This window comes from Streptomyces sp. AA1529 (genome assembly GCF_000280905.1).
GTDB lineage: Bacteria > Actinomycetota > Actinomycetes > Streptomycetales > Streptomycetaceae > Streptomyces.
The window spans coordinates 15835-29125 of the sequence record NZ_ALAP01000024.1; the positions used below are offsets into that span (position 1 = coordinate 15835).

10 protein-coding genes are annotated in these 13291 nt (G+C 75.0%); 5 read left to right on the forward strand and 5 right to left on the reverse strand.

The window, feature by feature from the left end:
• Positions 1-64 precede the first annotated feature (64 nt).
• Entirely contained in the window at positions 65-1030 is a 966-nt protein-coding gene (gene rsmA, locus A949_RS32815) for a 16S rRNA (adenine(1518)-N(6)/adenine(1519)-N(6))-dimethyltransferase RsmA (protein ID WP_051019419.1), read from the forward strand.
• Positions 1027-1968 carry a 4-(cytidine 5'-diphospho)-2-C-methyl-D-erythritol kinase gene (locus A949_RS0107805; RefSeq protein ID WP_019355447.1) on the forward strand — a complete coding sequence of 314 codons (942 nt, stop codon included), beginning with the start codon at positions 1027-1029 and terminating at the stop codon, positions 1966-1968. The genes rsmA and A949_RS0107805 overlap by 4 nt, the downstream gene beginning before the upstream one ends.
• 62 nt (positions 1969-2030) lie before the next feature.
• Here A949_RS0107805 and A949_RS0107810 read toward each other — a convergent pair whose 3' ends face one another.
• The 4 genes from A949_RS0107810 to A949_RS0107825 form a co-directional block, all read right to left on the reverse strand.
• Positions 2031-3290 carry a serine hydrolase domain-containing protein gene (locus tag A949_RS0107810; protein ID WP_237735768.1) on the reverse strand — a complete coding sequence of 420 codons (1260 nt, stop codon included), beginning with the start codon at positions 3288-3290 and terminating at the stop codon, positions 2031-2033.
• Positions 3291-3445: 155 nt separating this feature from the next.
• Positions 3446-4270 carry an ATP-binding cassette domain-containing protein gene (locus A949_RS0107815; protein WP_078534347.1) on the reverse strand — a complete coding sequence of 275 codons (825 nt, stop codon included), beginning with the start codon at positions 4268-4270 and terminating at the stop codon, positions 3446-3448.
• Entirely contained in the window at positions 4258-5022 is a 765-nt protein-coding gene (gene cbiQ, locus A949_RS0107820) for a cobalt ECF transporter T component CbiQ (RefSeq protein ID WP_019355450.1), read from the reverse strand. Before cbiQ ends, A949_RS0107815 begins: the two co-directional genes overlap by 13 nt.
• 12 nt (positions 5023-5034) lie before the next feature.
• Positions 5035-6210 (reverse strand): energy-coupling factor ABC transporter permease, encoded by a 1176-nt coding sequence (locus A949_RS0107825; protein ID WP_026004433.1) that lies wholly within the window; start codon positions 6208-6210, stop codon positions 5035-5037.
• A gap of 284 nt (positions 6211-6494) precedes the next feature.
• Here A949_RS0107825 and A949_RS0107830 point away from each other — a divergent pair, with 284 nt between their 5' ends.
• Positions 6495-6908, forward strand: coding sequence for an SsgA family sporulation/cell division regulator (locus tag A949_RS0107830; RefSeq protein WP_019355452.1), 414 nt, complete (start codon positions 6495-6497; stop codon positions 6906-6908).
• 208 nt (positions 6909-7116) lie between these two features.
• On the opposite strand, the gene A949_RS0107835 is transcribed toward A949_RS0107830, so the two are convergent.
• Positions 7117-9363 (reverse strand): MMPL family transporter, encoded by a 2247-nt coding sequence (locus tag A949_RS0107835; RefSeq protein WP_019355453.1) that lies wholly within the window; start codon positions 9361-9363, stop codon positions 7117-7119.
• Positions 9364-9578: 215 nt separating this feature from the next.
• Here A949_RS0107835 and A949_RS0107840 point away from each other — a divergent pair, with 215 nt between their 5' ends.
• A complete protein-coding gene (locus A949_RS0107840) occupies positions 9579-12989 on the forward strand; it encodes a S41 family peptidase (RefSeq protein WP_019355454.1) in 3411 nt (1136 codons plus the stop codon).
• 101 nt (positions 12990-13090) lie between these two features.
• Complete coding sequence (locus tag A949_RS0107845; RefSeq protein ID WP_019355455.1) at positions 13091-13282, forward strand: hypothetical protein; 192 nt, start codon at positions 13091-13093, stop codon at positions 13280-13282.
• Positions 13283-13291 lie beyond the last annotated feature (9 nt).

Sequence of the window (13291 nt, forward strand, 5' to 3'; positions counted from 1 at the left end):
CCCGCCGGGAGCCGCGGCACCGCCCGGCGACCCGGCGCACCCCGCACGGCCGTAAACTGGCGCGGTGAGCGCTGCCCCTTCCGATCCGTCCGCCACGCCCGACGCCTCCGGCAGCGGGGTGCTGCTCGGCCCCGCAGAAGTGCGGGAGCTGGCGGAGACCCTCGGGGTACGGCCCACCAAGCAGCGCGGGCAGAACTTCGTCATCGACCCGAACACGGTCCGGCGCATCGTGCGCACCGCCGGGGTCCGCGCGGACGACGTCGTGCTGGAGATCGGCCCCGGGCTCGGCTCGCTCACCCTGGCGCTGCTGGAGACCGCGGCGGCGGTGACCGCCGTGGAGATCGACGACGCGCTGGCCGCGGCCCTGCCCGCGACCGTGCGCGCCCGGCTGCCCGGGCGGGCCGCGGACTTCCGCCTGGTGCACGAGGATGCGCTGCGGATCGAGGAACTGCCCGGCCCGGCACCGACCGCGCTGGTGGCCAACCTCCCCTACAACGTGGCCGTCCCGGTCCTGCTGCACCTGCTGGCCGCCTTCCCGAGCATCGAGCGGACCCTGGTGATGGTGCAGGCGGAGGTCGCCGACCGGCTCGCCGCGCCGCCCGGCTCGAAGGTGTACGGCGTACCGTCGGTCAAGGCCGCCTGGTACTGCGAGGTCAAACGCGCCGGGTCGATCGGGCGGAACGTCTTCTGGCCCGCGCCCAACGTCGACTCCGGGCTGGTCTCGCTGGTGCGGCGCCCGCACCCGCCGGCGGCCGGCGTACCGCGCGCGGAGGTGTTCGCCGTGGTGGACGCGGCATTCGCCCAGCGCCGCAAGACCCTGCGGGCCGCGCTCTCCGGGTGGGCGGGCTCCGGCGCCGCCGCCGAGGAGGCGCTCCGCGCGGCCGGGGTGTCCCCGCAGGCGCGCGGCGAGTCGCTGACCGTCGCCGAGTTCGCCGCCGTAGCCGCGCACGGCCCGCGCCGCGACCGACCGCCGCAGCGGCCCGCCCGAACCCCCGGCGACCGCAACCCGCACGAGGAGCGCAGCACGTGACCCAGCCAGCAGCCAGCACCCCCGAAACGGTCACGGTCCGCGTCCCGGCCAAGGTCAACGTGCAGCTCTCGGTCGGCGGAGTGCGCCCCGACGGCTTCCACGGCCTGGCCAACGTGTTCCTCGCCGTCGGCCTGTACGACTCGGTCAGCGCCACCCGCGCCGAGGCGCCGCTGCTCACCGTCTCCGGGCCGGACGCGGCGCTGGTGCCGCAGGACCGCAGCAACCTGGCGGCCCGCGCGGCGGCGCTGCTGGCCGCGCGGCACGGGCTGGCCGCAGATGTGCACCTGCACATCGCCAAGGACATCCCCGTCGCGGGCGGGATGGCGGGCGGCAGCGCGGACGCCGCGGGCGCCCTGCTGGCCTGCGACCGGCTGTGGGGGCTGCACAGCCCGCGCGAGGAACTGCTGGAACTCTGCGCCGAGCTGGGCTCGGACGTGCCGTTCAGCTTCGCGGGCGGCGCCGCGCTCGGGGAGGGCCGGGGCGAGGTGCTGACCCCGCTGGAGGTCGGCGGCGCCTTCCACTGGGTGTTCGCGGTCGCGGACGGCGGGCTGTCGACCCCGGCCGTCTACCGGGAGTGCGACCGGCTGCGGGAGGCCGCCGGGACGGGTTCCTCGGCCGCCGACGTCCCCGAACCGGCCGCCTCCCAGGAACTGCTGGCGGCGCTGCGCGCGGGCGACGCCGCGGCGCTGGCCGCGGCCCTGCGCAACGATCTCCAGCCGGCCGCGCTCTCGCTGCGCCCCTCGCTGGCCGAGACCCTGGAGACCGGGCTGGCCGCGGGTGCGCTGGCGGCGCTGGTCTCCGGCTCCGGCCCGACCTGCGCGTTCCTGGTGGCCGACCCCGACTCGGCGACCCGCGTCGCACACGCCCTCACCGCTTCCGGCACCTGCCGCGGGGCGCGCGCCACCACGGGCCCGGCGCCGGGCGCCGGCCTCGTGTGAGCCTGCGGTCCCGCGGCGCGGGGCGGGGGCGGCGGCCCTGACCGCCACGTCCGCGCCCTCGCTCAGGGCTGTGCGACGACTGTGCGCAGCGCGCGGATCAGGGCCTGCGGACGGGGATCGCTGGTGACCGAGCGGTGCAGGGTACCGGTGGTGTAGCCGAAGGAGGTGGCCGTCTCCGGATCGGCGAAGCCGAGCGAACCGCCGCGCCCCGGGTGGCCGAACGAGCCGGACCCCAGCAGCGGGCAGGCCGAGCCGTGCAGCATGTATCCCAGCCCGAACCGGGTGTTGACCACCAGCACCCGGTCGGGCCCGTCCGCGTCCAGGGCGCGGGCCTGGGCCAGCGTCGCGGGGGTGAACAGGCCCCGCCGGGCCGCGCGGGAGCGCTGCTCGGCGGCGTCCCCGGCCAGCGGGCCCAGCAGCGCCGCGTAGAACGCGGACAGGGAGCGGGCCGTGGCGATGCCGTTCGCGGCGGGGAGTTCGGCGGCGCGGTAGGCCGGGTCGTTCTCGTCCGGCTTCGGAGCCAGGGCCCCGAAGGCGCGGCGGGTGAGGGAGTCCGGATCGGCGTAGGCGGCGGTGACCGCCCGCTTGGGCCGGGTGCGCAGCGCACCCGGCTCCGGCGCGGGTGCTTCCTGTTCGGCGACCCGGGCCACCCGGCCGTCGGCCGCCACCTGCTCGGGCAGTCCGATCCACAGGTCGAGCCCGAGAGGTGCGGCCACCTCGTCGGCGAACCAGCGTCCCAGGCTGCGGCCGCCGCTGGCGCGCACCACCAGTTCGCCCAGCAGCCAGCCGAAGGTGTGCGGGTGGTAGCCGTGTGCGGCTCCCGGCTCCCATTCGGGGGTCTGCGCGGCGAGGGCGCGCGCCGCACGCCCCGGCTCCAGCGCCTCCCGCGGGGTGAGCGGAGCGTCGAGCGCGGGCAGTCCGGCGCGGTGCGTCAACAGGTGGCGGACCAGGAGCCGTTCCTTGCCCGCCGTCTTGAACTGCGGCCAGTACGCGCCCACCGGCGCGTCCAGGTCGAGCTGGCCGCGCTGGTGCAGCAGGTGCGGGACGGCCGCCGCCAACCCCTTGGTGGCCGACCGGACGAGGACGGCGGTGTCCCGTCCCCAGGGTGCGGCGGCCGGGTCGGCCGGATCGGTGCTGCCGCCCCACAGATCGACGACCTTGCGGCCGTCCCGGTGCACGGCCAGCGCCGCGCCGCGTTCGCCGCGCCGCTCGAAGTTGCGTACGAAGGCGTCCCGGACCGGCTCGTACCCGTCCGCCACCGTGCCGTGCACCGCCACCTCCGCGCCGTGCTCGGCCACCGCTGTGTGAACGACCTCTGCCACGTTTCCTTCGCTCCTGTCGCCTGGGGGCGCTTTTGTGGCGCCGCGCCCCCCATGGTCCTACGCGCCGCACGGTGCCGTGCGCCGGGGGCGGCCTCGCCCGCACGGCCCCGGCCCCCCGGGGGCCGGGACGGCTCGGGCGCTCGGTGCCGCCCCGCTCAGGCGACCGGCGCCGTCACCGAGCGCGGGTCGAAGCCGAAGGGCAGTTCCAGGCGGTGGGCGCGCATCAGCTCGGCGTCGGAGAGCAGCTCCTGAGTGGTGCCGTCGGCCACCAGCACCCCGTCGCTGAGCACCACCGAGCGGGGGCACAGCTCCAGCGCGTAGGGCAGGTCGTGGGTGACCATCAGCACCGTCAGGTCCAGCGAGCGGATCAGGTCGGCCAGCTCGCGGCGGGCCGCCGGGTCGAGGTTGGAGGACGGCTCGTCCAGCACCAGGATCTCCGGACGGCCGGCCAGCACGGTGGCAACCGCGACCCGGCGCCGCTGGCCGAACGAGAGGTGGTGCGGCGCCCGGTGGGCGTGCTCGGCCATCCCGACGCGCTCCAGCGCCTCCTGCACCCGGGCCTCCAGTTCGGCGCCGCGCAGTCCGGCGGCGGCCGGGCCGAAGGCCACGTCCTCGCGGACCGTGGGCATGAAGAGCTGGTCGTCCGGATCCTGGAAGACGATGCCGACCCGGCGCCGGATCTCCGCGAGATGGGCGCGTTCGGCGCGCAGTCCGGCCACGGTGACCGAACCGGCGCCGGGCGTCAGGATGCCGTTCAGATGCAGTACCAGCGTGGTCTTGCCCGCGCCGTTGGGACCCAGCAGGGCGACCCGCTGGCCGCGCGGGACGGTCAGATCGACGCCGAACAGCGCCTGGTGGCCGTCGGGGTAGGCGTAGGCCAGGCCGCTCACCCGGAGCGAGGGCACCGGTGCCGCGCCGTCGGCGCCCGTCCCGGCGTTCTGGTCGGCGTTCGTTTCGGTGGAGGAAGTCACAGCACCCATCCCAGGAGGCAGATCGCGAGGGCGGTCACCGGCAGCGCGGCCGAGCGGGCCCACTCCGCGCGCGCGGCGGGGCCCCCGCCCAGAGCGGGCGGCATGCTGCCGGCGTAGCCGCGGCTGAGCATCGCCAGATGCACCCGCTCGCCCCGCTCGTAGGAGCGGATGAACAGCGAACCGGCCGACTTGGCCAGCACTCCCCAGTGGCGCGGCCCGCGGGCCTCGAAGCCGCGCGAGAGGCGCGCGGTGCGCATCCGGCGCATCTCCTCGCTGATGACGTCGGCGTAGCGCACCATGAACGTGGCGATCTGGCACAGCAGCGCGGGCATCCGCAGCCGGGCGAGGCCCAGCAGCAGGTCGTTCAGCCCGGTCGTGGAGGCGAGCAGGACCGAAGCGGCCACTCCGAGGGTGCCCTTGGCCAGGACGTTCCACGCGCCCCACAGGCCGGGTTCGGACAGCGAGAGCCCCCAGACGGTGATCCGCTCGCCCTCCGCGACGAACGGCAGCAGCACCGCGAACGCCACGAACGGCACCTCGATCGCCATCCGGGTGAGCAGATGGCGCGGCGGCACCCGGGAGACGGCGGCGACCGCGGCCAGCAGCACCGCGTAGGCGCCGAACGCCCACACGGCCTCGCGCGGGGTGGCGACGACCAGCAGGACGAAGCAGAAGACCGCCGCCAGTTTGCAGTGCGCCGGCAGCGCGTGCACGGGCGAGTGGCCGTGCTTGTAGAGCTTGTGCGCGTGTCCGGCACCCATGTCGGCCCTCCCCTAGCGCTCGGTCGCGGGCGGGCCGGACGCGGTGGAGGCGCCGGTTTCGACGGGGGTGCCGCCGCTGTTGCGGCGGCGCACGGCGAGGAAGACGCCCGAGCCGACGACGAGGGTGGCGCCCACGCCGATGACGCCCGCCAGGCCGCCGGACAGCCGGGAGTCGGCGATGTCCGCGACGCCGTAGTCGGCCAGCGGGGAGTCCTGCGCCGCGTGGTCCTCCGCCTGTTCGTCGATGCCGTTGTCCGCGGCGACCTTCTCCAGCCCGTCGGGGTCGGAGGACGCGTAGAAGCTGAGCCCGCCCGCGCAGGCCAGGGTGACGACGAGCCCGGCGATCCACAGCGGGCGCAGCGAACGGCGCCGACCGGCGGCAGCGGCCGGGGCGGTGCCGGCCGGGGCGGTGCCGGTGTCCGCCGGGGCGTTGTCGGCGCGGGCGGCGGCCGGGCGCGGCTCGGCACCGGGCGCCGCGGCGTCCGACAGGGGCGAGGGCCGCAGTTCCAGCGGTGCGGCCAGCCGGTCGCGCGCCCCGTACACCAGGTCGGGACGGACGGCGACGACGGCGCCGACCGTCGCGGCGGTGATCACGGCCTCGCCGATGCCGATGAGCACGTGCACACCGACCATCGCGCCGAAGACCTTGCCCAGCGAGACGTCGGTCGTGCCGCCGAGCGCGTAGATCGCGGTGAAGGCGACCGCGGCCGCCGGTACCGAGACGAGCGCCGCGACGAAGGAGGCGCCGGTCACCACCGAGCGGCGGCGCGGCAGCACCCGCAGCAGCCCGCGGAAGACGGCGTAGGCGACCAGGACGGTCACCACGCCCATGTCCGTGATGTTGGTGCCCAGCGCGGTCAGTCCGCCGTCCGCGAAGAGCACGCCCTGCAGGAGCAGTACGACGGAGACGCACAGCACGCCCGTGTACGGCCCCACGAGTATGGCGGCCAGCGCACCGCCCAGCAGGTGGCCGCTGGTACCGGCGGCCACCGGGAAGTTGAGCATCTGCACGGCGAAGATGAACGCCGCCACCAGTCCGGCCAGCGGCGCCGTCCGCTCCCCGGCTCCGCCGGGGCCGCCGCCCAACTCGCGCCGGGCGCCGCGCAGCGAGACGGCGAGGGCCGCGGCGGCCACGACTCCCGTACCGGCCGAAACGGGGGCATCGATGAATCCATCAGGTACGTGCATCGGGGGCACTCCGCTTTCTCACGGCTTCTCACAACGGCCCGGCAATGGCCTGGCAGCGGCCGTCTCCAGCCTTTTGAGAATAGCGGTCAGATGCAAAGTCTTCGCAAGAGGGCGTCGGGGGCGCCCGGAATGGGCGGGGACGCCCCCCCTGGTCTCCGGCCTGTGGCAGAACTCACCAGCCGGTCCGGGTGTCCGGGCGGCGCTGCTGCGCGTCTGACAGGGCGAAGGGGCAACCCGGCCGGAGCGATGAGCGCGCCGGGAACCCCCGATCCGGAGGAGCAGAAGTGTCGAAGGTCATCACCCGTACCGTGCAGGCCCAGCTGATCGTCCGGCCGCCGGCGGCCCGGCCGCTGACCCCCGCGCTCCGCTACGAGACGGACGACCCGCTGGCGGTGCGGATCGTCTTCCCCGCCGAGATCTCCCTCGACGGCGCGGAGGTCGCCTGGGCCTTCTCCCGCGACCTGCTCGCCGAGGGGCTGCGCGGAGCCGCGGGCGAGGGCGACGTGCGGGCCCGCCCCGGCGGGCAGGGGCGGACGGCGGTCGAGCTGCACGCGGGCGAGGGGGTCGCGATGCTGGAGTTCCGCACCGCGGACCTGGAGCGCTTCCTGCGGCACAGCTACGAGTTGGTGCCCGCCGGCGCCGAGCGGGCGCTGCTGGATCTGGAGGAGGGTTTCGCGGCGCTGCTGCGCGGGGTCTGACGCGCGGGCTCCCGGCCGCGCGGTGTCCGGCGGCCCGCGAGCGGGCCGGGCCCCGGGGGCCCGCGGCGCGCACACGGCGCGGCCACGGCGAAGACGCCCGTCCACGAGAAACGCCCGCCCATCCGGCCCCGGAGGGAACGGATGGGCGGGCGACGACATGCGCCGGTCCCACAAGGGAAGAGCCGGGGGCGTGCGCCCCCGGCGAGGGTCACACGCCGGTGCGCTCCGGCTCGCGGGCCGGGGGAACGGTGGCGGCCGACACCTGATCGGGGTTCAGCTCCTTGCGGAGGCCCTCACCCTCGACGTCCACGTTCGGCAGCAGCCGGTCCAGCCAGCGCGGCAGCCACCAGGCGCGCTCCCCCAGCAGGGCGAGCACCGCGGGCACGATGGCCATCCGCACCACGAAGGCGTCGAAGAGGATCGCGACGGCGAGCCCGAAGCCCATCATCTTGATCATGGCTTCGGACGACCCGATGAACCCGGCGAACACGCTGATCATGATGACGCCCGCGGCGGTCACCACGCGTGCGCCCAGCCGGAAGCCGGTGACGATGGCCTGGCCGGGACCCTCCCCGTGGACGTGCGCCTCGCGCATCCGCGTGACGAGGAAGACCTCGTAGTCCATCGCGAGACCGAAGATCACACCGATCATGAAGATCGGCATCATGCTCATGATCGGCCCGGTCTGCTCGACCCCGATCAGTCCGGCCAGCCAGCCCCACTGGAAGACGGCCACCACGGAACCCAGCGCCGCCAGCACCGAGAGCAGGAAGCCCAGGGCCGCCTTGAGCGGCACCAGCACCGAGCGGAAGACCAGCATCAGCAGCACGAAGGCCAGGCCCACCACCAGCGCCAGATAGGGCACCAGGGCGTCGTTCATGACCTGCGAGAAGTCGATGGCGACCGCCGTCGCCCCGGTCACCAGCAGCGTGGCGCCGGTCTTCTTCTCGATCGCGTCCGACTGGTCCCGGATGTCGTGCACGATCTTCTCGGTGCGCTCGTCACTGGGACCGTACTTCGGGACGGCCGTCAGGGTGGCGGTGTCGCCGCTCTTGTTGAGCTGCGGCGGGCTGACGGCGACCACGCCGTCCGTCTTCTGCAGCCGCTTCTGCACCTCGGCGGCCGCGGCCTTCGGGTCGTCGGCGCCCTTGAGGTCGACCACACCCATCAGCGGACCGTTGAAGCCCGCGCCGAAACCGTCGGAGAGCAGGTCGTAGGCCTTGCGCTGGGTGGTGCTCTCCGGCTGGTTGCCCTCGTCGGGCAGCCCGAGCTGCATGGAGCCGACGGGCAGCGCCAGGGCGCCGAGCGCCAGCACGGCGGTGACCAGCACCAGGACGGGACGGCGCAGCACGAAGCCCGCCCAGCGGGCACCGGCCTTGGGGCGCTGGCCCTCCGCGTCGGCGGCGGGCGGCACCCCGGTGGCGGGGTAGGCCTTGCGCACCCGGCGGCCGAAGATCCGCTTGCCGACCATGCCGAGCGCGGCGGGCACCAGCGTCAGCGCCACCAGGACGGCGATGACCACCGTGCCCGCGGCCGCCATACCCATCTTGGTGAGGACCGGGATGTTGACGACGGAGAGCCCGACCAGCGCGATCACCACGGTGAGTCCGGCGAAGACCACGGCGGACCCGGCGGTGCCGACCGCCCGTCCGGCCGCCTCCTCGCGTTCCCGGCCCTCGGTCAGCTCCGCGCGGTAGCGGGAGGCGATGAAGAGCGCGTAGTCGATGCCGACCGCCAGGCCGATCATCATCGCCAGCGTCGTGGTGTTGGCCGACAGGCCGAGGGTGGCGCCCAGCGCGGTGATCGAGGAGATGCCGATCATCACCCCGATCAGCGCCGTGACCAGCGGCAGCCCGGCCGCGATCAGCGAGCCGAAGGTGAGGATGAGCACCACGGCCGCGATACCGATGCCGATGACCTCGGCGTTGCCCATCTCGGGCTCGACCAGCAGTGCGTCACCGCCGGTCTCCACGGTCAGCCCGGTTTCGCGGGCCTCCTTCGCGGCGTCCGCCAGGCCCTCCCGGGTCTTGTCGGTGATGTCCTGGGCCGGGACCTTGTACTGGACGGAGGCGTAGGCGATGCTGCCGTCCTTGCTGACGGCCCCGCTGCCCTTTGCGAACGGGTCGGAGACGCCGGCCGCCTGCCCGCCGCTCAGCTCCTCGCGGGCCTTCTCGACGGCGGCCTTGTTGGGTCCGGCGGTGATCTTCTCGCCGGTCGGGGCGCGGAAGACCATACGGGCCGTCGCGCCCTCCGCGTTGGCTTCCGGAACGCGGTCTTCCAGCAGGTCGAAGGCCTTCTGGGCCTGCGTGCCGGGCAGTGCGAAGTCGTCGTCGGGCGGAGTCGATGCGGTGGACGCGCCGACACCGGCCGCGACCAGCAGCGCCACCCATATCAGGGCGACGATGCGGCGCCGCCGGAAGGCGAGTCTGCCGAGCTTGTACAGGAAGGTGGCCACGAGAGAGGTTCTCCGGTCTCGAGGTCGGACAGTGGGACGGTGCGGTGGAACAGGGACGGCGGGGCCGACCGAGCCGAAGGTGCACGGCGGGGAGGTGCCGCGAGCCGACTATGAGAGCTCATGTCAATCGACGCTCGCTCGCACCCACAGGATGAGTCCGCACCGGGACATGTGGGGCACATCACAACTTGCCCGGCCGCAAATCCCCCCGAACCATGGGAAAGGTGACCGACGACGGCGCGTATCTCCGCTATCCGCATCTGCACGGCGAGCTGCTCTGCTTCACCACCGAGGACGACCTGTGGGCGGTCCGGCTCCCGGAACCGGGGGCGCCCTCGGAGCGGGCCCGGCGGCTGACGGTGGACCGCACCCGGATCAGCCACCCCCGGTTCTGCCCGGCCGGGGAGCGCATCGCCTACGTCAGCTGGCGCAGCCTGGACCCGGAGATCCACCTGGTCTCCGTCCGCGGGGGCGCGTCCCGGCGGCTGACGTACTGGGGCGCGACCGACACCCGGGTGCGGGGCTGGACCCCGGAGGGCGACGTCCTGGCGGTGGCCTCGCACGGGGAGCCCTTCGCACACCGGGCCTGGGCCTACCGGGTCCCGGTCGACGGCCCGGACGGGCCGCCCGCGGGCCGGCCGGACTCCTCCTGCCCGGGCAGCAGACTGCCGTGGGGACCGGTGTCGGACATCGCGGTCGCCGAGCAGCGGGGCGAGCGCCGCACGCTGCTGCTGACCGGGACGCCGCCGCACGAACCCGCGAGCTGGAAGCGGTACCGGGGCGGCGCCACGGGACGGCTGTGGCTCCAGGGGGAGCGGCTGCTGCCCGGCCTCGACGGGCACCTGGACTCGGTGCTGCTCGTCGGGGACCGGATCGCCTTCCTCTCCGACCACGAGGGCGTCGGCAACCTCTACTCCTGCCACCCGGACGGCACCGACCTGCGGCGGCACACCGATCACGACGCGTTCTACGCCCGGCACGCGGCCACCGACGGGCGTCGGGTGGTCTACCAGTGCGCGGGGGAGCTGTGGCTGGTCGACGACTTCGCGCAGGCGGCCCGGCCCCGCCGCCTCGACGTCCGCACCGGCAGCCAGCGCGCGGGCCGCCGCCCCTACCAGGTGCCCGCGGGCGCGCATGTCACCTCGCTGGCCGTCGACCCCACCGGCCGGGCGGGCGCGGTCGGGGTACGCGGCAGCCTGTACTGGCTCACCCACCGCGACGGCCCGGCCCGGGCTCTCGCGGACGCCCCCGGGGTGCGGGTGCGGCTGCCCACCATGCTGGGCGACACCGGGCGGATCGCCTACGTCACCGATGCGGAGGGCGAGGACGCGATCGAGATCGCCGAGCTGCCCCGCGCCTCCCGCCCCCGGCCCGCCTACCGGATCGCGGCCGGACGGCTGGGGCGGGTGCGGGAGCTGGTCGCCGCGCCGTCCGCCGAGCGGCTGGCCGTCGCCACGCACGACGGGCGGCTGCTGCTGGTCGACGTGCCCGACCCGGAGGAGACCCCGGAGGCCGCCGCGGAGCCCCCGGGGGCCGGCGGTGACGGCGACGGCACGGCAGCCGCCGGCGCGGACGCCGCCGTCCCGGAGCCCGCGATCAGCGAGGTCGTGCGGTCCGCCAACGGCCCGGTGCACGATCCGGCCTTCTCGCCCGACTCGCGCTGGCTGGCCTGGGCGCACCCGGGGGTGGGCCGCTCGCTGTCCTGCATCCGGATCGCGAAGGTCGCCGAACGGGACGGCGCCGCGGCGGGCGAGTGCCCGGTCCTGGACGTCACGGACGGGCGGTTCGAGGACGAGCAGCCCGTCTTCACCCGCGACGGCCGCTATCTGGCGTTCCTGTCCTGGCGCGGCTTCGACCCGGTCTACGACGTGCACACCGGCGACCTCTCCTTCCCGCTGGGCTGCCGCCCGTACCTGGTGCCGCTCTCCTCCGCGACGCTCTCCCCGTTCGCGCTCACCCCGGAGGGGCGGCCGGCCGCGGGCGGGCTGGACCCGCAGGACCGGCAGGACGGCGAGGAGGCGGACGGCGGGACTCCGGTGCTGGTGGAGGCGGAGGGACTCGCCAACCGCGTGACGCCGTTCCCGGTGACGGCCTCGAAGTACGGGGCGCTGTGCCCGGTGGCCGGGGGCGGGCTGATCTGGCTGCGCTACCCGATCTCCGGCGCGCTCGGCGAGACCTTCGCCAACCCGGCCGACACCTCCGGCCGCCCGACGCTGGAGCACTTCGACCCGACCACCGCCAAACGCACCGAACTCACCGGCGACGTCGACTGGTTCGCACCCAGCGGCGACGGCACCCGGCTGGTCGTCAACGACGAGGGACTGCTGCGGGTGGTCCCCGCCGACCAGCGGGCCGACGCGGACACCACCACCTTCATCGACCTGCGCCGCATCCTGCACGACGTCGACCCGGCGGCCGAGTGGCGGCAGGCGTACGCGGAGGCGGGACGGCTGGTGCGGTCCTACTTCTGGGACCCGGGGATGAGCGGCGTCGACTGGACGGCCGTCCTGGAGCAGTACCGGCCGCTGGTCGAACGCGTCGCCACCCCGGACGAGTTCGCCGACCTGCTGCGCGAGGTGCTCGGCGAGCTGGGCACCTCGCACGCCTACGTCACCCCGGCGCGGCGCGACGAGGGGCCGCCGCACTACCAGCGCCCCCTCGGCTTCCTGGGCGCCGATCTGATCCGCACCCCCGAGGGCGACTGGCAGCTCGCCCGAATCCTGCCCGGCGACTCCTCCGACTCCCGGGCCCGCTCCCCGCTGGCCGGCTCCCCGGTGCGGGAGGGCGCGGTGCTCACTCACATCGACGCGCGCCCCGTCGACCCGGTGGCCGGCCCGGCGCCGCTGCTGGCCGCGGCGGGCGGCACCACCGTGGAGCTGACGCTCCGGCAGGCGGGGCCGCGGCGGGTCGCGGCCGTCCCGCTGATCGACGAACGTCCGCTGCGCTACCAGGACTGGGTGGCCCGGCGCCGGGACGTCGTCCGCGAGCTGAGCGAGGGGGCCTGCGGCTATCTGCACATCCCCGACATGGGGGGCTCGGGCTGGGCGCAGTTCAACCGGGATCTGCGGCTGGAGGTCTCCCGGCCCGCGCTCATCGTGGACGTCCGGGGCAACGCGGGCGGACACATCAGCGAACTCGTGCTGGAGAAGCTCACCCGCACCATCCTGGGCTGGGACCTCACCCGCGACGCGCAGCCGGTCACCTACACCGGCGACGCGCCGCGCGGCCCGGTGGTCGCCGTCGCGGACGAGGCGACCGCCTCCGACGGCGACATGATCATCGCGGCGTTCCGGCTGCTGGGCCTGGGTCCGGTCGTCGGGGCCCGCACCTGGGGCGGCGTCGTCGGGATGACGGGCCGGCACCGGCTCGGCGACGGCACCGTGATCACGGTGCCGATGAACGCCGCGTGGTTCGAGGGGTACGGGTGGTCGGTGGAGAACCGCGGGGTCGAGCCGGACATCGAGGTGCTGCGCACGCCGCTGGACTGGGCCGAGGGCCGCAGTTCCGTGCTGGGCACCGCCGTACGCACCGCCCTCGACCTGCTGGAGAGGCACCCCGCCCGGACCCCGCCCGGATACGGGGACGCCCCCGACCGCTCCCGTCCCCCGCTGCCGCCGCGCCCCTGACGGACCCGGGGACGGATGCCGTTTTTGTGCGTCATGCGGCTTATGGGATCGCGTGGCAGGGTGGAAAGTGCCCGTGCGTACACACGTCCGAAGGAGTGACGATGGGTCTCGCAGACCAGTTCAAGTCCAAGGCCGAGCAGCTCCGGCACAAGAGCGGCAAGTCCACGTCCGGCGACCGCAAGCACGGCGGCGACCGCAAGCAGAGCGGCGGCCAGGACGCCACCGACAAGGCGCAGGAGCTGAAGGACAAGGCCCAGCAGCGCGCCCAGGAGTGGAAGGACAAGAACCACTGAGCCAGCCGG